The 21,704-nt window shown below is 42.8% G+C and carries 14 protein-coding genes; 1 reads left to right on the top strand and 13 read right to left on the bottom strand.

Annotated features, from left to right (window positions below; all coding sequences use genetic code 11):
* Positions 1–7 precede the first annotated feature (7 nt).
* From DWW52_RS12005 to DWW52_RS11985, 5 genes are all read right to left on the bottom strand, one after another.
* Complete coding sequence (locus DWW52_RS12005) at positions 8–1,483, bottom strand: RagB/SusD family nutrient uptake outer membrane protein (protein WP_118715761.1); 1,476 nt, start codon at positions 1,481–1,483, stop codon at positions 8–10.
* 13 nt (positions 1,484–1,496) lie between these two features.
* Positions 1,497–4,856 carry a SusC/RagA family TonB-linked outer membrane protein gene (locus tag DWW52_RS12000; RefSeq protein ID WP_118715760.1) on the bottom strand — a complete coding sequence of 1,120 codons (3,360 nt, stop codon included), beginning with the start codon at positions 4,854–4,856 and terminating at the stop codon, positions 1,497–1,499.
* A 158-nt stretch (positions 4,857–5,014) separates the two neighbouring features.
* Positions 5,015–6,163, bottom strand: a complete 1,149-nt coding sequence (locus tag DWW52_RS11995) for a FecR family protein (protein ID WP_118715759.1) — start codon at positions 6,161–6,163, stop codon at positions 5,015–5,017.
* Between the two features lie 75 nt (positions 6,164–6,238).
* Positions 6,239–6,820 carry a sigma-70 family RNA polymerase sigma factor gene (locus DWW52_RS11990; protein ID WP_118715758.1) on the bottom strand — a complete coding sequence of 194 codons (582 nt, stop codon included), beginning with the start codon at positions 6,818–6,820 and terminating at the stop codon, positions 6,239–6,241.
* 121 nt (positions 6,821–6,941) lie between these two features.
* Positions 6,942–7,820, bottom strand: coding sequence for an energy transducer TonB (locus DWW52_RS11985; protein WP_158582579.1), 879 nt, complete (start codon positions 7,818–7,820; stop codon positions 6,942–6,944).
* A 275-nt stretch (positions 7,821–8,095) separates the two neighbouring features.
* On the opposite strand from DWW52_RS11985, the gene DWW52_RS11980 reads away from it, so the two are divergent.
* Positions 8,096–8,524 (top strand): Hsp20/alpha crystallin family protein, encoded by a 429-nt coding sequence (locus tag DWW52_RS11980; RefSeq protein ID WP_118715756.1) that lies wholly within the window; start codon positions 8,096–8,098, stop codon positions 8,522–8,524.
* 64 nt (positions 8,525–8,588) lie between these two features.
* On the opposite strand, the gene DWW52_RS11975 is transcribed toward DWW52_RS11980, so the two are convergent.
* The 8 genes from DWW52_RS11975 to DWW52_RS11940 all read right to left on the bottom strand — a co-directional run bounded on the left by DWW52_RS11975 (position 8,589) and on the right by DWW52_RS11940 (position 21,677).
* Positions 8,589–9,998 carry a thioredoxin family protein gene (locus DWW52_RS11975; protein ID WP_118715755.1) on the bottom strand — a complete coding sequence of 470 codons (1,410 nt, stop codon included), beginning with the start codon at positions 9,996–9,998 and terminating at the stop codon, positions 8,589–8,591.
* A 314-nt stretch (positions 9,999–10,312) separates the two neighbouring features.
* Positions 10,313–11,719 (bottom strand): thioredoxin fold domain-containing protein, encoded by a 1,407-nt coding sequence (locus tag DWW52_RS11970; RefSeq protein ID WP_118715754.1) that lies wholly within the window; start codon positions 11,717–11,719, stop codon positions 10,313–10,315.
* Positions 11,720–11,743: 24 nt separating this feature from the next.
* Positions 11,744–12,655, bottom strand: a complete 912-nt coding sequence (locus DWW52_RS11965) for a putative zinc-binding metallopeptidase (protein ID WP_118715753.1) — start codon at positions 12,653–12,655, stop codon at positions 11,744–11,746.
* A 27-nt stretch (positions 12,656–12,682) separates the two neighbouring features.
* Positions 12,683–14,146 (bottom strand): RagB/SusD family nutrient uptake outer membrane protein, encoded by a 1,464-nt coding sequence (locus DWW52_RS11960; RefSeq protein ID WP_158582578.1) that lies wholly within the window; start codon positions 14,144–14,146, stop codon positions 12,683–12,685.
* Positions 14,147–14,165: 19 nt separating this feature from the next.
* A complete protein-coding gene (locus DWW52_RS11955) occupies positions 14,166–17,639 on the bottom strand; it encodes a SusC/RagA family TonB-linked outer membrane protein (RefSeq protein ID WP_233556874.1) in 3,474 nt (1,157 codons plus the stop codon).
* Between the two features lie 170 nt (positions 17,640–17,809).
* Complete coding sequence (locus DWW52_RS11950) at positions 17,810–18,985, bottom strand: FecR domain-containing protein (RefSeq protein ID WP_118715750.1); 1,176 nt, start codon at positions 18,983–18,985, stop codon at positions 17,810–17,812.
* A 349-nt stretch (positions 18,986–19,334) separates the two neighbouring features.
* Complete coding sequence (locus DWW52_RS11945) at positions 19,335–19,880, bottom strand: RNA polymerase sigma factor (RefSeq protein ID WP_118715749.1); 546 nt, start codon at positions 19,878–19,880, stop codon at positions 19,335–19,337.
* A 144-nt stretch (positions 19,881–20,024) separates the two neighbouring features.
* Complete coding sequence (locus DWW52_RS11940; RefSeq protein WP_118715748.1) at positions 20,025–21,677, bottom strand: metallopeptidase TldD-related protein; 1,653 nt, start codon at positions 21,675–21,677, stop codon at positions 20,025–20,027.
* Positions 21,678–21,704: the final 27 nt, after the last annotated feature.

Below are 21,704 nucleotides of genomic sequence, written 5' to 3'. Positions count from 1 at the left end.
TTTTACATTAATAAATGTCTTCCGAATCCGGTCTCGGCAACACGAACGAAGTTGGAATAACCCGGTTCCCCAAAGTCACCGAACGATTCAAACGCTTGAACATAAAGAATGTCTGTCCCTCGGTCAAAAACTCCTTCCGGGCCTCCCAGATCAAAGCTTTCGTGAATTCCTCGGAAGGGGCGCCTGTCACCACTCTTTTAGCATCCCGGGCAAAACGAACTTCTTTCAACACCCGCTCGGCATCTTCCGGGAATCCGTTCGCAGCATAACACTCGCTGAGTATATAATAAATCTCGCTCAACCGAATCATCGGTACAAACTTGTACTGCCGTTGATTATTGGCGGTAGTCGTCCCTAAATCAAACCATTTGACACAGGTTTCCTTGTTACTGCTGGAAATGATCAGATTACCCCGATAATCATCTTGATCCAATTCCTGAGTGAACAAATCTTTCAGGCCATTCAGGTAGAGAGAGGTATAATTACTTGTTTGATAATCGGCAACTTTACTCGCCAGACGATTGTCATACAGGGCAAATAACAAGTCTTCTATCAATTTCACCGAACTATCCTCCTGCTTTGCCGGATAAACATCGCTAGAACTGGTGAAACTCCACGGGCGGGTCTCCCCGGTTTTCGGTGCATACTGATTATAAATAAACTCGGAATATTTTTGCGCGTTAATCTTATCGCCGGCATACAAATACACCCGGGCCAACAATCCCGTAATCGCAACGAAATTTAAACGCACTCCCCTGGAACAGAAAAATAACCCGCCTTCTGCCGAATAACCATTGATAAAACGATTGTCATGATTCGTCAACAACATACCCCGGTTGACAACCGTATCGTTCTTCGCAACAAGATCCTTGGCCCGTAACAAATCTTCCGTGATATATTGTAAAGCAAGCGTATTGGTCACTTTAGGCTCATCAGTAACGGAATAGTTTTTACGGTAAGGGATGTATTCCCCGGTATCATTTGTTACCGGTGCGGGAGCAAACAACCGTAAAATATCAAAATGTAACATGGCCCGAACTGCCAAGGCTTCTCCCAAAATCAAATCTTTCTCGGAAGCTCCCGCCGGAAAGAAGGAAGAATCCCGTTTCTCGATTTCCTCGATCAATTTGTTACAATTGGCAATAATATTATAAGCTTTCGTCCAAATAGATGCCGTAACATTTTTTACAGAGGCATTTTCAAAATTATATTTCTGCACCTCTTTATACACCGCCCCAGATTCTTCCGTCGAATAATCTTGTCCCAAAGCACTCGCCATTCCCCAGCTCAATTCCCGCCCGTAAAGTTCCGGGGACACCATTTCCTGATAGATACCGTTCAACGAATTCCGGAATCCGCGATAGTCACTAAACAAACTTTCATCCACGATCTTGTCTTTCGGGTTCACATCCAGCCATTTATTACAGGAAGTCAGTCCCATAACGGCTAACAACACCATGCTTATATACCTGTATTTTCTCATAATCTATCTGTTTTTAGAAACTGATATTCAAACTAAAATCAAAAGTCCGGGCAAACGGGTAGGATAGTCCTCGTTCTTGTTCTACACTGGAAACATTGAAAACATCCTTCATCGAAAATTGCGCCCTCATCGTACTCAACCCTATTCTTTGAAGCAAAGCCCGGTCGAAATCATAAGACACGGTAAGAGAATTAAACTTCAGGTTATTGTATTTCTGCACAAATCTCGAAGTCGGACGAGTCATCACGTTATTTGCTTGTATCTTCTTGTATTTCGTCTTATCGCCCGGCTTTTGCCAACGGTCGGTCAACACCCGACGATCCGCATTCTTATTCTTCAAATCCACACTTTCCACCTTCGTCACCAAAGTCTGGTTATACTCGTCACCACCGAACTCGTACATGAGACTCGCGAATAACGAGAAATTTTTATATTGAGCATTTATACCGAATGCCCCCTGTGCTTTAGGCTCCGTGTTACCTATAATTTGCTGGTCCTGAGACTGCCATGTATAAGATATCGATCCGTTGGCCCGCATAAAAATCTCCTCTCCATCTGCCGGGTTAATCCCCAATGAACGCATTCCGAAGATCGAGGTCATGGAACCTCCTTCCACGTATTGCAACACGGGTTTCGCATATTTCTCGTTTTGTTGATTCGCCAATCCCTGTTGCTCGTATTTCGCAAACTCCTCATTCACCCGTTCATTATAAGCCTTCAATGCATCCGAAATTTTCATGATACGATTCTTATTGTGGGCCATATTTCCCCAGAATACAATCAACCAATCTTTCCGTTTCACAAGTTCCGCACGCAAATCCAATTCAAATCCCCGGTTCCGGACTTCTCCCATATTATCCATATAAGAGGCAAATCCCGTGGAAGTAGGAACTGTCACGCTGGTAATCAAATCTTTCGTCATTTTATTATACCATGAAAATGTCAGAGTATAAGCATCATTCAAAAATCCAAGGTCAATTCCCAAGTCCACCGTGTTGGTTTTCTCCCAAGTCAGGTTCTTATTCCCATAATAACGCAAGATAACCCCGCTCCCTGTCTCATACCAATCTTCCATCAAGTCATAACTGTTCTTGGCCGCATAGGAGGGGAAATTCGTTTTACCCGTCGAACCGTAAGTACCTCTTATTTTCAATTTACTCAACACGGGATATTTTTTCATCCACTCGTAATTATGAATATTCATCCCGACACCCGAAGACCAGAAAGGTGCGTATTTCTTATCGGCCCCAAATTCGGAAGAACCGTCCAAACGACAAGAAGCATCAAACAAATACACATCATTATACGTGTAGTTTACCGAGAAAAAAGCCCCAAACAAACGAGTGTGATTATCCGTGAAAGTTGATTTCTTGGCATGTTCTGCCGCATATTCCGGGGAATTCAAATGACCGGAGGGAAATCCTTTATAATAATCCGTTGAACCTTTGGCTATATTCTCCAATGTATTCAACCCCAGCGAACCATTAATCTGATGCTTATTTATTGATGCCACGTAATTCATGAACAGATTGGAACTAAATTGAGTCCTCTTCTCTTCGGAAAGAGTCAATTCTCCCGGTAACGCAGTATTCACGGCATATTTACCGGACAACGGATCAATAAAGTCCTCAGAATCCGACACGTATTGCATCGCCTTAAACTGTCCTTTCAATTGCAAATTATCTAGGATATACCAATTCAAACTTAATTCATCAGCAAATTCATAATAACCATTCTGACTGTAATTTGACAATACTTTTGCCTCATACAAGGGATTTTTCAAATCACCGGGGCTACCATGCCAACCGTTACCATACTCTTGTTGCAAGGTTCTCACGTAATTTCCATTCTCGTCTTTATACAAGTCATAAGGTAACTTATTTGCATAATCGGCAAAGTTACCGTAAGGAGAGGCCGTAGCCTTTACTTCATTATAGGTCACGTAATTCTTTATCTGCAATTTTTTCATACGGTAATCCACGTAGAAGCCGGCCCCGATTTTATCCCGGGAAGAACCCTTCATTACCCCACCCTGTGCATCATACCGCAAATCAATCCCCACACGTACATCTTGTGATCCTCCATCGATATACAGGCTGTGTTTATGATTAAATTCCGTTTGCAGAGGCTTGGAAAGCCAATAAGTATTCACGCCACGATCAACCCGACTCTGTTTTAACAAGCGTTCCCGTTCCAAGGCATTTCTATCGGCAGAAGAGGCATTCTCTCCCGGAGTAAAGAAGCCGGCGGCAGTTTCGGCGGCCAGTTTTTCTCTCGCGTTCATCAGGTTATAATCAGACAAGTCAGGAGCCGTCACGGTAGCCGTAAAATTATAAGCCACTTTCAACTTACCTGCTTCCGGCGCGATCGTCTCGATCACGATTACCCCGTTTGCCGCACGGGAACCGTAAATTGCCGTTGCCGCCGCATCTTTTAATATGGTCATACTGGCAATCCGGTTGACATCGAAATCATACACTTTTTCTATACTCACCTCGAACCCGTCCATGATAAAAATGGGAGCGTTCGGATTGTTCTGCAATGAGGTTTGTGACAAATCTTTATCCAACTCCATCACCCCGATTCCCGATTGTCCCCGAACATAAAACTCAGGCAGGGTATTCGGGTCGGAACCCATAATATTGTTTTTTATCATTCGCAACGAGGGATCAAATACTTGCAAGGCGTCGATCACATTTCGACTGGAAACTCTCATCAATTCATCTTTTGAAACTTGAATAGAGTTTCCCGTAAAACTGGACTTTTTCACGTTGGCATACCCGGTCACAACGACATCTTCCAACTCGCCTACCTCTTCTTTCATCGTCACGTTGATGGCAGCCTGTCCGGAATACTTCACCTCCACGGTTTGCATACCCACGAAAGAAAATACAAGAACCAATTTACTCGAATCGGTTGTGGTCAACTCGAACTTCCCGTCAATCCCGGTTGCAACCCCGACAGTCGTTCCCTTGATCAAAACGGTTACCCCCGGAATCACGTCCCCTTTCGAATCTTTCACGATACCTTTGATCGTGTACCTCTTGAGCTTACCCAACGAATCGGCAGCCGTGAGTTTTGAAGGAAGGATCAGGATATAATCTTCCATCAACTTATAGGTCATCCCGCTCCCTTTCAGAAGAGTATTCAAGAATAGTTCAACATCGACATCTTTGAAATTCGCCATCACTTTACGGGCCGCCTCGAAATTGTCGTCACTATAAATCACGATCTTATGCGTCAAACGCTGAAATTCAGTCAACGCCTCTTTGATCGTTGTCTCACCTAAATTCATATTTACCCGCTGTTGCGACAACACCCCACCGTACGAGGTAAACACGAAAAAAATACTCATAAACAAAGTTAATCTCATAATCGTACAGATTTTCCACGACCTGTTTTTTGACAATACAGGTCGATACTTTCGACTTTTTTTCATACATTTGTATTATTAAGTTCTACAATTATCTACCCTTCCCCAAGGGAGATATAACCGGGTAATGTTGGTAGCATTACCCGATTTTCATTTTTCTACTTTTTATCTATTATCACTTTATTTCCGTCCACCTTAAAGGCCACATTTGTGATTTCCCCGATCATACCCACGATATGGCGAATATCATCATACTTACGGAAACCTCCCGTGAATCGCAGGTTTTGCAACGACACGTCCTTGAATTCGTAAGTAATATCATACCAGCGCCCCAATCGAATCATCAATTGTCCCAACGGCATGGCATCAAAACGAAATAAACCGTCCGTCCAGGCAATATAGTTTTGGGCATCTACTTCCCGAACCACAATCTCTGAAGTCTCGTTATTCAACACAAATTGCTGATCGGGAATCAATAATTTCTCCACGCTCCCCGCATTTACCTGTACTTTCCCGTTCACAAGAGTCACTTTCGTATTTATTTCTCCCGAATAAGCTGAAACATTAAATACCGTTCCCAATACCCGCACATCCGCTTTCGCCGTGTGCACGATAAAAGGTTTCTCCGTATCTTTCGCCACCTCGAAACAAGCCTCTCCTTCCAAATATACTTCTCGCTTAGCCCCCGAAAATTCAACTGGGAAACGTAATCTTGATTCGGAGTTCATTATCACCAAACTCCCGTCCGCCAAACGTAAACGATACTCTCCACACTTCGGAATGACCAGTTCATTATACGTCATGACATCCGATGTTATCGCTTCGCTCTTCCGGTATTCCAGATAAGAAGAATCTGAACGGATCACGACACCCTTTTCTTGAATCTCGTTATCCCGCATATTTTTCACGCTCACTTTATCGCCAGAGGACAGGATCAATGTAACATCGGCTTTATTCCAAACAGACTCGTGTTCTGCCACCCGTACCCTATTCTCTTGCGGCCAGAACAACCAGGAAATTCCTATAGTCAAAATAATAGAAGCCGCAACCGAAATCCGTACGAACAAGCGACGACGCTTTTGTTTTTGACGGACTTGGACTATTCGTTTCCATCCAGAGTTTCTGTTTACATTTTCCCGCTGATTTCCCCAACGGGCACTGTACCACAAAGCACAAAATTCCCGATACTCCCGGTGATTTTGTTCGCTTTCTTTCAACCATAACTGAAACAAAACCTCCTGTTCCGGTTTGATTTCTCCCGTTAAGCGAGCCAAAACAATTTCATATATCTCTTCCGGTAATCTCATATTTTTCTATTTTACCAGTAAGACTAGAAAAAAGAAAAAACGGGTAGGTGATTTTCCGATTTTTTTATAAAAAAATTAATGACGCTTTCTAGAGATATGCCCCCAAAAGAAAAAAAAGACGTCCACCCCTAAAATTTTCAGCCGATCTCGTAAACGTTTCGTACCTTCCTTCAACAAGAATTTCACGGTATTGATTGATATACCCAGTTCTTCTGCCACTTCCCGGTACTTCAAATTTCGCAACATAACACATTCCACAACCTGACGAGTTCTGCCCGGTAACTCTTCCATCTCTTTCATTACCCGATCAATCCGTTCTTCGTCCACGTCGGCCACCCATTCAACCGGAATATCAACATGGTCTAATTCCTTTGTCCTGCGCAACACATCCTTCTGTCTAATATAAGAATAACAGCGATTCCTCACCGCCGAATAAAGATAGGCTCCCAACGAGGTATTTGCTATCTTCAACAAGTAATCCTCCTCCCACAATTTCACGAATAATTCCTGCACGATATCTTCTGCAGCGGCCTGATCTTTCAAATACTCATCGGCATACAACACCAAAGGCCGGTAATAGCGGCCAAATAACTGCCGTATACCCGCACTCTTGTCCCGATGTACAAGATCTAAAATATTTTTATCCGACTGTGGCATCCTTTTCACCCATTATTGCTCCAAATATAATAAAAATACGGAGCGATACATGCCTTTAACAAAAATAATGGCAAAAATAAACCGGGATTATAAACCCCGGTTTAATATTTACTTTCTTTATCTATGGCCTCAAGATATAATTCTCGAAATACAATTTGAAACGATCTTTCAAAAGATCTTTAATCTTCAACATCTTGTCCATCTCGATCTTTCTCATTTCAAGTTCCGATTCCACGAAATAACTGATAAACTGATCAGTACCCAGACTTTCGATTAACTTGATCTTCGCATCAATCTCATCCTCGTAAATCTTCGTCAATTCCTTCACGTCATTCTTTTTCAACTTCAACACTTTCGTTTGAGCTTTCACTGTACTATCAATTTGTCCCTTGATCGACTGACTCTTTTCCAGCAACATTTTACGCAAAGTGGCATCATCGCCCAATTGCTCTTTAAAAGCATTCACCCGCCGGGCCATATCTTCCAGATTCATCTTTTCACCTTTCTCCAGCATCACTCGTTCTTCCTCCAAGTTTTTCAAATACTCTTCAAAAGTCAATACCGTTTCCTGCGGGGTATATTTAAACGTAATCGGTAAAGTTTTCTCGAAACGTACGGCTTTCCCACCAGACATGGCCGGTTTCCATTTCGGCATCCCCGAAATCACCCGCAAGGCCTCAGCATCCAAAAGCGGATGTGCGGAACGGGCAACTCTCGCACGCAACACGGAACCATCTTTCTCGATCACAAAGGTAATAAACACTCGCCCGTCAATCTGCTTCTCGTAAGCTTCCTGGGGATACTGCACGTTTTCCCCGATCCACTGATTCAGATTCCCGTTAAACTCGGGTTGCACCTCAGCAACCACCACGATCGTAGTGTCCTCATCCACCATACGTATCTCCATATCCCGTGCCGTCACGGGAGTTGAAAGCCAGCCCAAGCCAAGTATCCCCCCCAAAACAAGGGTTACTTTAGCCCAATTGTAGTTTCTTTTCATACTATGCATATTCGTCATTAAGTTTATCTATATCCATTTAATAAATAATGCATAAAGCTACAATTAATATCACAAATTCGGATGTCTCTCTCCACTTTTTTTATTATACCCCCTTGACAGCCTTCCTGAAAATTTGACATAATACCCGTGACAAAAAGTCCTAAAACCGTAATGGCATGCACTTTGCACTAAAGATAAGCGAACGCAGGGTTCACGAAGAACCCGGGTTCAAACCAAAATTGAAATGTTGAACTTAAAGATAGGAGACTAAAATTATGATGCCTGTAAGAAGAACTCAAAATTGGTTACCAAGTATCTTTAATGATTTCTTTGATAACGAGTGGATGACAAGAGCTAACGCAACCGCACCGGCGATCAACGTGATTGAATCGGAAAAAGATTACAAAGTGGAAGTTGCAGCTCCGGGAATGACAAAAGAAGATTTCAACGTTCGCATTGACGAGGACAACAACCTGGTTATCTCCATGGAGAAAAAGAGCGAGCAGAAAGAAGAGAAAAGAGAACATCGCTACTTACGCCGGGAGTTTTCGTACGCGAAATTCCAACAAACAATGATCCTACCGGATGACGTGGATAAAGAGAAAATCGCCGCTGGTGTCGAACACGGTGTTCTGACCATCGAATTACCGAAACTATCCCTCGAAGAAGTAAAGAAAGCACAAAGAACTATCGAAATAAAATAAGATTAAGGTAACCAAGGAATTTACTCTCCTACTCTGGTAAACAAGGGTAGGAGAGTTTTGAATTTTACAGTTTGCCGTTATTGACATCCCGCAATTTCAGTTCTAGATTTTTGTAAACTTCCGGGTCATTGTTTTTAAGTTCCTTTTGACTGGCAATCGCTTTTTCCAGGATGATTTTAGCGTCTTTGGTATTCCCGATTCTAGCCAGTAAGTCTGCGGCCGGAACGGCAACTTTATTGTTGAAACGATTCATGTTAAAGGCGTAGTTTATCCATTTACTGCATAACTCTTTCATCTTTTTATCAGAAGGAGAAAGTTTCCAAAAATAGTCCGTCCAGGCGATAATATTAAGGGCTGTAACATTCCCGGCTTCAAAAATATATCGAGCATAAAATGTCATTTGTCCTTCTAATCCTTTTTCTTTAAGCATATCCAGAAATTCATTCCGATCTTCTTTTATGAGAGAGTCGACGTGATTCTCGGCAATCAGCTTATCCATGTAGGGTACTAGTGTAATTTTAAATTCGTCTTCATTTACCCTGTTTTGAGTCCAGTAGCAAAGTTTATTATATTCTGGGGTGGCGAAAAACAATCCTCGTCTGCGAACGATTCTTAAATCTCCATCCAGTAATTGGCCTTCTGCATGAAATCTTCCTCCATAATTAGCAAATTCCTCTTTTAGCTTCAGTAACTCGTTGAACCATCCCTCGTTTCTTTCTTCAATACTTTTATCGAGGAAGGTCGTAATATCGTGTTGAACCGGGAAGACAATGTTAGAAGCAAACTTTTTGTCGTATTCCCCGTCAGAGAATCTTCCGTCGTTGCTGGCTTTCACGATCCCGTTAACAAGCTTTGTCATTAACTCTTTGTCGTAAAGGGATATTTTGTCAATCAATTTATTATCTTCATCTATCAATTCTTCTGCCGGGAGTGCTTTCAGGTAAAGATTCAATGCTTCCGGTTTGTTCCTATCATTGGCAGAAATGTAGTAGTCGCGTAGTAATTCCTTGCTAGCCGTTCCATTCTTAATTGCTGCCAGCATGTTGTCGATTCCCCCGTGGCGGGCATACATGGCGATCATCCCGGCTTCCGAGATAAAACCGTCCACATTCTTGGATCCGACAACCCTGTGGATAACCTTGCCATCCCCGTCAATGAAGAAAAACGTGGGATAAGCTTTTACGGGATAAGTCTTCACGAATACTTCCCCGGCCGGGCTTTTCGCGTCCATTTTGAAATTAATAAACCGGGAATTATAGTATTCTCCCAGTTCTTCTCGTGGGAATACGGTTTCCGACACATATTTGCAGGGAACACACCATTGGGTGTAGACATCCACGAAGATCATCTTGTTTTCAGTCTTGGCTTTCGCCAGGATTTCATCCCACGTCCCCGATTCAAATTTCACACCTTGCGCGTGACTTATCATGCAAGCGATAAATACACATACAAATGATAATACGATTTTCTTCATGATCTGTTTTTATAATTGAATGTTAAGAACTACCTCCCCCGGCTCCTCCTTGGAGCGGAACTCTTTTGTTAGAAGAGTATTCCAACTCTCCCTCTGTTTATAGAGGGAAACTAGCGATTAAGCGAGAACAGACGGGGAGCTTGCTCACGGTCTGTCGAGCGAGAGCTAGTTCGAGACCGTTTCGGGCTCAATACGGCGAAGCCGGGAGGGAGTTTTTGGAGATAGTGATAAGAACTCCTCCGTCGGCTACGCCGCCACCTCCTCTATAAACAGAGGAGGTGTTGGTGGTTCTTCCCGAAAACGGGTAAGAAACTTTACAGTTTACCGTTATTAATGTCCCGTAATTTCAGTCCCAGATTTTTGTAAACTTCCGGGTCATTGTTTTTAAGTTCCTTTTGACTGGCAATCGCTTTTTCCAGGATGATTTTAGCGTCTTTGGTATTCCCGATTCTGACCAGTAAGTCCGCGGCCGGAAAGGCAACTCTCATGTTGAAACGATTCACGTTAAAGGCGTAGTTTATCCATTTACTACATAACTCTTTCGTCTTTTTATCCGAAGGAGAAAGTTTCCAGAAATAATCCGTCCAAACGATAATATTATGAGCAGTAACATTCCCGACGTCAAGAACATGTGAAGCATATAACCTTCCTTTTTCCAATCCTTCTTCTTTAAGCATACCTAGAATCTCGTTCCGATCTTCTTCCATTAGAGAGTCAACAGGGGTCTCGCTGATCAATTTGTCCATGTAGGAGACTAAAGCGTTTTTGAATTCTTCCTCGTTTACTCTGTTTTTGGCCCAATAACAAAGTTTGTTATATTCTGGGGTGGCGAAGAATGATCCTCGCCCGCGAACGATTCTTAAATCTCCATCCAGTAATTGGCCTCCGTCATGAAATCTTCCTCCATAATTAGCGAATTTCTCTTTTAGCTCTAGTAACTCGTTAAACCATTCCTCATTTCCTTCTTCAATGCTTCTGTCTAGGAATTTTGCAATATGACGTTGAGTCAGGAAGACTGTACTGAAAGCAAAGTCCTCGTCGTATTTCCCGTCAGAGAATCTTCCGTCGTTGCTGGCCTTCACGATCTCGTTAACAAGTCTTGTCATTAACTCTTTGTCGTAAAGGGAAATTTCGCGAATCAATTTATTATTTTCATCGATCAACTCTTCTGTCGGGAGTGCTTTCAGGTAAAGATTCAGGGCTTCCGGTTTGTTCCGATCATTGGCAGAAGTGTAATAGTCGTGTAGTAATTCCTTGCCGGCAGTTCCATTCTTAATTGCCGCCATCATGTTGTCAATTCCCCCGTGGCGGGCATACATGGTGATCATCTTGGCTTCCGAGATAAAGCCGTCCGCATCCTTGGCCCCGACGATCGTGTGGATAACCTTGCCGTTCCCGTCAATGAAGAAAAACGTGGGATAACCTATCACTGGATAGGTCTTCACGAACTCTTCGCCGGCCGGGCTTTCCGCGTCCATCTTGAAGTTAATAAACCGGGAATTATAGATTTCCCCAACTTTCTCCTGAGGGAATACGGTTTCAGATACATGTTTGCAGGGACCACACCAAACGGTGTAAACATCTACAAAGATAGTCTTGTTTTCAGCCTTGGCCTTAGCCAGGATTTCATTCCACGTCCCCGATTCAAATTTCACACCTTGCGCGTGGCCTACCAAGCAAGCCACGAGTACACATACAAATAATAATACGATTCTTTTCATGATTTATTTTTATAGTTGAACATCTTATTCTCCGGTCGGCTCCTGCGAATCTCCTATTTTTTGGAGATCTACGCCATACTCATCCTTAAAATACCGGATCAATATGTCATACTTTTTCCGAATCATCCCCTTCACATCTTTCTTCTCGTGAAGAATTCCTTTAAAACTGGTATCACCATCCTTGGGCTCCGCCGTCAAATAAGTATACGGGGTCTTGATGATCGCCTTTAAGAAATCTTTCCAATCATCTTCTTTACGTTTCCCCCCAGATTTCGGTGCTATATATCCTTTCTCGTACATGTTTTTCTTATCAACAGTTACGTTATCATAAGAAGAAACGTCCAAGAATTCCGATGACATCGCTATTTTTTTAGTCAGTGTCAAACGATTTAAAAATGACATATTTATAGTATCCTTCAAAAGGTCTATTTTACGAGAGGGTAAAGACGTTATATTCTCATTTGCATAGTTTACAATCAAACAATCAAACCCGTATAAAAAACCTCTTTCATGAAGACGAGTAAAATCGGCCTGTATCAATTCGCTACATAATAACAATTTCATCGACATACACCGCCGCAGCATCGTATCCGGATAAAAATTTAAAAATTTACGCTCCACGATATCAAGCAGATCACCGGCATAAGCCTCATCCGCGGGTTCGGCTTTAAATCCGGTCGCAACGTCACTAGAAACACTCTTCTCCAATTCCTCCCAAAAATTGATATTCCAGTAAACATCTTTTGGCTCGAACTTATACAAGACATAAAAACCACATCGCTCGTACCAATCCAAAATTTTAGCATCATAATCATGATTTCCTTGTGGCAAGGTATATTTGAATTCCGAGATTTCTGTCGAAACTAGTGAATCTTCATGATAGCACCTAACACAAAGAATCAGGCAAAAAATCACAAGTAATAATCTGTATTTCATAACATTCTTTTTTTACTCATTATCAAATCATAAATTAGGCTCAAGGTTGGGATTAGCCTTTCTGACCAACAGAGGAATAGGCAAGGCATAACGAGAAGAATTTTTTTCTAACACGTACACCTGCTCTTCGCCCGGATTAATAAAAAATACATGTTTCAACTCAGGCATCCCGTAACGACGCAAATCAAACCACCGATGATTATCCTCCGCACACAATTCCCGACGACGTTCATCCTTATAAAAATTCAATAAATCCTCCCCGTTGGAAAAATTCACAGGGGTATATTCCACGTTACGGGTATCATAACGACACGAACGTAGATAGTTCAACGTTGCCAGACTTTTCTCCCGATACTCGTCCTTACCGCTCTCTATATATTTATGAATATAAACTTCCGCTCTATTCAAATACACTTCCGCTGTCCGGATTCCCGTAAGCCCCAAAAATCCATCTTTACACACGCCATGCACAAAAAAATTCTCTCCGTCAAATGACTGAAAAAGATAGAGTCTCCCTCGTATATCCCCGTAATTACTAGCGTCCTCGCCCGAATAATCAAACAAACGAATAAAGTCATCTGATACAGTAAACGGGGGAACACTATAACGTGGTTGACGATCATTATTCGTCATGCGAGCCCAAATTATTTCATCCGGGGTTCCGAAAAAATACACACCCTCCTGATCATAACTACCTAACGTAGGAATCTTTGACAAATTGAGTAATGCAGGTTTTTCTTCAATCACTTTATCTGCGAACTCCAATGCCTTATCCCAATTTTCCATGTATAAATACATCCGCGACAACAACGCCTCTGCCATCAAATGATTTGCACGCCCCATATTCCTTGGCAGGGGGTTCGCTTTCAGCAAACGATCTGCTTCCAACAGATCGGTCTCGATCTGCCGATACACCTCGGCCACCGAATTCCGGCGGAAATACTCTCCCGTAACACCCGGATCCAACTTTAAAGGAACACCCGGATTTTTTTCAGGGTCCCCGTAATTATAAGGCAAACCAAAAAAATTCGCCAACATCAGGTAATAGTAAGCCCGCATAACGTAAGCCTCTCCTTTCAAATTCTGTCGCCTGGTATCATCTCCCGTGACCTTATCCAAATACTCGATCACCACGTTGCACCCTTTTATTCTATCATAAGGCGCTTTCCAAAAAAACGGGTCGTCTCCTCCTCCGTCTTCATCGAACATATTTCCTTGCCAACCAAAAGCATACCGTTTCTGCTCAAGAATGTCCCGATAAGACGTCATGTCTTTCCAAAGCCCGTTACATTTCTTGTCATCCGTAAATATATCAGTACCGTTAAAGAATCGAGTATAATCATCCTTAGTCAAATAAACCTCTCCAAGTAACAATTGCTCCATATCCTCCACGGTTGAAGGACGCACTTCATCCTGGCTCGACTCCTCCAAGAATCCATTACACCCGGGGAAGCATAATATCAATAATAATATCCAAATATTTGATTTCATCATTTCTTGTTTTTATTGGTTAAAAACTGACATTTACACTAAAAGAGTAATTTCTCGACAAAGGCTGACTTCCCATTGCCACCTCGGGGTCCCGACCATTAAAATCCTTACTTACAATCTGGAACGGATTGCTGGCAGAAAAAGAGAGACTTACATTCTGGGCAAAACGCTTGATCAACTCGTGTGGTATAGTATAAGAAACGGATACATTATTACATCTCAAATACCACGCATCCACAACCCGAATATCAGAGTATGACCACGCGTCATAAGGGAATATCTCGGTATAATTAGAGAAAGGATACAGGACGCGACTATTTTCAGGTGTCGGTAAAGAAGGAAGTGTCGTGTGCTTTTCATCTCCCGGCTTTCTCCAGCGATCCAATAGTTGTGTCGACAAATTTTGATACTCGCTAGCCATTTTCGTTCTACCGTTATAAGGAGGTGCTAAAAATTTCTGGTTCCCCGTACTTAAATAAAAATTTGCGCTAAGAGACAAACTCTTATACCTAAATGAAGTACTTAAACCCGCCGTGAAATCCGGGTCCAACTTTCCCGCGTATTTCATGTATCCGGTCACATCCTGCTCCGTGGTTTTTGCATCTGTTTGAGAAAAATCAAATTCCGGACCGCCATTTTCCGGGTTTAGTCCCGTGAACCGGAACGCCCAAAAACTGGATACGGCATAACCTTTTTTGTTAAAATTGCCGGCCACCACATCTTCCCATTTTCCCGTGGGTTCCAAATCACTGTCTAACTCGTTGTACACTTTAGATGTATTCATACTCAAACTCCACACGAAATCTTTCGTTCGCACGGGAACCAAACTAAAGCTCAATTCCCAACCCGAATTTTTCATATTCCCCCCGTTAATCATCATCGTCGTCACACCATTTTCATAAGGTACTTCCCGGCTTGTAATCATATCCTCCGTATACTTGTAGAAATACTCGAACGTACCGTTTACGCGACTTCCCAAAACACTAAAATCTATTCCTAAATTCACGCTCTTATTTTTCTCCCATCTCAAATTAGGAGTCGGTAAACGTACTATCGACAATCTATACTCTCCGGTGTACTCATCTATCGGTTCAATCTTGGCAATCAAATCCGGTCCCACGTTCTCGGCCACGTTACCTTGAAAACCGTAAGATGCGCGAATACTCACATCATTCAATATATTTTGCCCTTCCAGCCAATGCTCCCTCGTTACATTCCAGCGTCCACCGACGGACCACACGGGTTGATACCGGGCGCTCTTATCCTGCCCGAAACGATTGGACGCATCCATACGAAGACTTGCATTCAGCGCATACCGATCGTCAAACATATAACTCATGTTTCCATAGAAAGACAAATAATTCGCTTCCCGGTCCGTGATCGTCGGGTTAGAACGGGCGTAAGTATTTCGTCTAGTTCCATTTTTTCCTGTGGTTAATGGCACATCAGCGAAACTTTTTCCCCTGTCAAGCATGTATCCGTAATTCGTCTGTTCGGAACCATCATACTTGTTGCTCCGTAATTCTTCTCCAACCATAAGAATCACGACATGGCGATCAAAAGTTTTCGCGAACTCCAACTGATTTCTCCAAGTGTAATTGACATTCCGACTTTCACTCATACCCAATACTCCCCCGAAAGGTAAGGGTGAGTCCACAAATTCGGGATCGCCCGCCTTACGGGTACCGAATTCATACCCCCGTATATCCCGAATATAATTGGATTGCTCCGTGCGCCAGGATTCCCCGCGTGATGTTGAGAAATTATATCCTAAAATCGAGGATAGTGTTAACCCCAAACCCGGTGTCCAGCGCAGATTCAGACTACTGTTAATACTACTTGTCGTATTCTGATTCCCGCTATTAGCCAATTCATGCAAAATATTATACTGTCCGAGGCCATTGTCATAAAAATACAATTCCCCGTTTTCATCATAACAAGGAATCGACCGGTTTGTCGTGCTTGCGTATTTGTAAGGATCAATTCCGATAAAAGCTTTCGTTTTTGCCGTACTCCCGGATAATCCAAACGACATAATAACTTGATCCCAAAGCGTTGAAGAAATATTCAGATTCCCGGTATAGGAAGTCTGCGAATTTCCTTTCGCCGTATTATTCTGATTATTAACACCGAATGATGCGCGATAAGTTGCCTTGTCATCGCCCCCCGAAATACTTACCGAATGGGAATGACTAAAAGGTGTCTGGAAAAGCAGATCAAACCAATCCGTATTATTCGTCTCCAGTTTTTTTGCCTCCGTGTTGAATTCTTCATAACTAATCACCCTACGTTTATAGGCCAATGCTAATGCCATGAATCCCACGCGATCCTCATTTTTCAATATAGCACCTTTCTCATAGGCTTCACGAGAAACATCAACCCGTTGCTTGGAATTCATTAATTCCATACCTTTATATGTCAACCTGGAACTCGTTGAAAAACTACCGCTATATCCCAAAGACATTCGTCCCTTCTGTCCCTTTTTGGTGGTGATTACAATTACCCCGTTGGCAGCCTTCACTCCATAAATGGCCGTTGCCGAAGCATCCTTCAAAACCACGATATTGTCGATATCATTCGGATTCAACCAAGCGATAGCACCTCCCACGAAATCACGAATCATATCCATATCAGTTCCGTCGATATTAGCCAGTTCCGTCGTGTTGAACGGTAACGGGTCTTCCTGAATAATCCCGTCAACCACCCATACCGGTTCGGGATTACCCACCAAAGTCGAGGTTCCGCGTACCCTCACCTTTTGACGTGTCCCCGTTAGACCGCTCTGGTTGATAACCATCATTCCCGGTAACTTCCCTTGTAATGCTTGTTCCAAGGTCTGGGTACCATTCAGCACTAAATCCTCCGCTTTCACGCTACTGGCCGAACCTGCCATACTTTTTTTCTTCAAGACTTGGTATCCCGTCACAACCACCTCTTCCATGGCTTTCGAATCTTCTTCCATCACCACGTTTATCGTATCCTTACCCGCGTATTTTACCTCCAATGTTTTCATCCCCATGAAAGAGAATAAAAGTGAAAGATTCTTGACTTCCGGAATATTCAAACGATACCTTCCCTGTTGATCCGTCGCCGTACCGATCGTCAATCCCTTCACGATAATCGTCACCCCGGGGAGAGGTGCCTTATCCTTGTCTGTTACCCGTCCCACAATATTCAAAACTTTCTTCTTATCCTCCGGGGCAACTTTCAAAACGATAAACTCGTCCATAATCTCGTAAGTCAACCGGGTACCTTCCAGCACCTTATCCAACACCGTCTTCAAATTCGACTTCACAAATCCCGCTTCCACAGTTCTGTACTTATCCAGTTCGTTGTTACTGTACATCACGGTGAGACCCGTTTGCTGTTTGATCTGACCAAACAATTCCAGATAGGTCACGGTCTTAGCCTCGATGGTAATCTTAGCCTGAGCCCCGACATTGGCCACCGCCAGGTGCATACTAATCAATAATAAAATCACACTTAACTTCATAACTCTTAAAAGTTTTCGCGGCTCAAAATTTAGTGTAAAGAGCCACCTCATTCGCTTTTTTTTCATACCTTTGTAATTAAGTTAATTATAAATATTAACAAGCTCTTATCTCGGATCGTGCGTCACCACTATCCGGGATATTTTTTTAGCTTATCATCATACAAGCTCTACTATTTTACATGAATCACAATTTTACCTTCTTTCTCCGCAAACGCCACATCTGTCGTTTTCGATATCATATTCAGCACGTAATCCAAAGTTCTATATTTAGTCACCGCCCCGGAGAAACGCAAATGCCTAGCGGCATCGTCTCCAAAAACAAACGTCACTCCATACCAACGGGATAATTTCGCAATCAACTCTTCCAAGGGCATATCTTCGAAATTAAATCTACCCTTTTTCCAATCCACGATGGCCCCTACATCACCTTTCCGAACCGTAGTTTGTCCACTTGCCCGGTCCAAAATTGCTATTTCTCCCGGAGCAAGCACACAAGCATTCTTTCCCGCGTCAAAACTCACTTTCCCATGCAATAAAGCAACCTCCGTGCGCTTATCGTCCTCATAGGCCATCACGTTAAATGCCGTCCCCAAAACACGCACTTCTGCCTCTTCGGCATGCACGTAAAACGGTTTCTCCGGATTAGACGCTACCTCAAAATAGGCTTCACCTTTCAATTTCACCTCACGGGTATCTCCATGAAAGCGATTCGGAAATTCTAACCGGGAATCTGAATTTATCCAAACCCTTGTACCATCACTCAACTCGACAAAGTACTCCCCTTCCTTAGGAACGACTATCGTACTGTTCTCTATTCCTTTTTCTCCGGAATCTCCCGTATCCTCGAACCGAACCCCGCCGGTTGAATCCTGTATCACACTAACCCCGGCAATATCTGCTACCTGACATGTCTCACCCTCTTTCAATTCGATCTTCACCCCAGAAGAAGTCTCTAAAATTGCTCTCGAAGACCCGGCCTCCACCTGCAATATGCTTGCAATCGACACCGATTTTTCCTTGGGTTCCTGCCGTTCCTGCCACACGAAAAACACCCCCACCAGTAGAGTAATTACAGCTGCAACACGCAACCCCCATATATATAATTGCCTTTTACGACTCACCAGTACAGGGGCTATACGCAGCCATACCCTCTCTTGCATCCGGTCCAGTTTACCCCATTTACCAACCGCATCCACCCGAATTTCCGTTTCAAGCATGTCCTGGAACTGTTTTTCATGTTCCGGCGAAGCCTCCAACCACCGGATCAATTTCGCCCGGTTTTCCTCGGAAAGCTCACCCTGCCTGTACCGGGCAATCCATTCATCTATTTCATTCCACGTCTCCATAATTCATCTTCTTTCCCGTATAGACAACAAAAATGGAAATCGGGTGAATCAAAAAGATTTTTTTTGAAAAAAAATAATCGGCCCCCGATTTACATGGTCTATAACAGACAAGACTAATTTGTACAACGTCGCCTTGGAATGGACCTCGTTCGGCTATACCTCCTTAACCCTTACACTTGGACAACAAGCCAATCCTGACACAACACCAACGGAACATAGACACATATTTGTGTCTATGTTCCGTTGGTGTTGTGTAGTTGTTACGTTCTTGAGCAAGAGAAAGGATAGCCCAACCCAAAACAAGGGATGCCCTATGCCTTGTGTTACGATAGCATGCAGATTCAACAAATTATTTCATCAAAGCAATCACAAGGAATAAATCCATTCGTTCATCAAAACGTTCCCGCAGGTGTTTCATCCCGTTTTTCAACAACGTTTTCACCGTATTTATTGATATTCCCAACTGATCTGCCACCTCTTGATACTTCATTTCATGAAAAAATACCCCTCGAATAATTTCTTTTGTCTGTTCCGGCATCCGGTCTATTTCAGTCTCAACCTCTTGAATCAACGTGTCATTCCAAGTCATCATCTCTTCTTCAACCACCTCCTCCCGAAGCACGTCCAACCGATCTTGCAACACATCTTTCTTTTTCAGGCGATTCAAGCAATTATTCTTCACCGACCGGAACAAATATGTCTTCGTAACTACACTTTGAATTTTCTGAAAAGTATTGTCTTTCCAGAAATTAATAAACACCTCCTGTATTACATCCTCCGCCTCTTCTTCCGAAATCAAAAAACTAACAGCATACAAAAACATAGGCTTCGAGTATTCTTTATAAATTTGCTCGAATCTGAATTTTTCATTTATTGTATTTTTCAACTCCTTCATCTTATTAATAACAGACACCTAGGGCAAAAATACAAATTTATTTGAGAAAACATAAAATAGATTGCCTAAAACAGAACATCCATAAAAAAACCCTTGATCCACGAATGAATCAAGGGTTCCCTGTGTTCCTATATTTCAAATATACTATCTCTGCAACGGGAAAGTCAATACTTGTTCTTTATCTTTCTTCACGTCTGACTTGTTGATCTCGATATTCTCAACCAGAATAGAAGACGGGTAAATCAAAGAAGACAATACCTGACCGTTCAGGATATAATTACTTACATTCTCCTTACTGGATATGTTCAGCATACGTTTCAAGTTTGCCAACGTAAACCCGCTCACATCACCGAAACGTACTTGCGTTTCACTTCCGTCTTTCAGGTCTACCCGATAAATACAAGAAGCTTTTCCTGCCAAACTACGCACGATGTAAGCATACTTCAAACCTTCTTCTTTCGCGGCTTTAATCAAAGCGCTCTTCATCTTTTCAGGTTTTGTACCTTTATCCACCTTGATATGGATCGTTCCGGGAGCGGTCGTGTGCATTCCGTTCCGACTGGATAACAAGAAACGAGAGCTACCTGTCGATTGGGGGGCATGTACCGTAGGAATACATCCGTTCAACATCCCCTTAAAAATACCATTCTCAACCAACGTGATCTCTTTTGCCGGCACGATACCTTCTGCATCAATATCATAAGCACCTAACAACTGAACCCCGTTATATTTCTCCAACGAGCTGTAATTCTTAACTGTCAAACGGGTATCAATAATCTTCATTCCCAAACGGTCATCCAACGTTTTCTTCGGTTGAACACGATCCGAATCCGGCTTACGATAAGCGATAAGCCCACCCTGGTATATCAAGTTTCTTGTGAGAACAGTTGAAGACGCTCCCCCCTCGAATAATACCGGCCCGGCATAATATTCGGTAATTGCGGGAGCATTCTTTAATGCAATCAACCCATCTGCAAAAGCCTTAACGCCTTTCTTCAATTCATCCAAAGAAGGTAAATCATCCGGACGAGCAACCAACACGGAATACGTATCGTCGATCCGAACTCCATCTTCCGTAAGTACATACCCGGTTGCATACAAGCTTGCATAACGTAACGGTTCTTTCAAGACAACACCATCCGTTGTCGTCTTGTACACTTCCATCTCTTGTCCCGTGATCACTACGGAAGAATTATAAATATCCTTGTAATCTTTAAAGATAAGAGATAATTCCTCTGCCATTTTCTCCAAAGCCGTACGATCAATCGTGTAAGCATTTTTCGGTTCTTCCAACTTCGTCACGGGATCCACTTTCTGTTGATCCTTTAAATCGGCCATCTCCCCGGTTCTCGGATTAGCTTTCAAATAAGCATCCTTCATGGCAGCAGCCTGTAAAGAATACTTGTAAATGGCATCCGCTCCTAGCCAAAAATTCCTCCGCATCACGTCATAATCGGGAGTTTCCGGCATCCCGGCTTGTACTGACGCACAAGCATAGCCGATATCATTATTATGAGCATAATCACCCAAAAACATTTGAACTCCACCGGTTGCCATCCAAGGCGATTCATAAAAATTCGTAACACCACCCAATGAAGCAACCACTTCAAACTGATGGATACGTCCCAACGTGAAAGCCTGATAATACGGCTTCGGCATCCCCGGCAACATCAATTGCTCCTTGCCGCGTTGCATCTCATCCTGCATAGCCTTGAAGATCACTTGATCTTTCTCATTCTGTGCGGCTAACGGCCCCACCAGCAGGAAAAATAATAATATTGGTAATATATATTTCATTTCAATTTTAGATTTTAGATTTCAATG

The sequence above is a fragment of the Odoribacter sp. AF15-53 genome (assembly GCF_003479425.1).
In the GTDB taxonomy this organism is placed as follows: domain Bacteria; phylum Bacteroidota; class Bacteroidia; order Bacteroidales; family Marinifilaceae; genus Butyricimonas.
The sequence above is the reverse complement of the archived record's forward strand: the minus strand, read 5'-3'. Positions and strand labels throughout refer to the sequence as shown.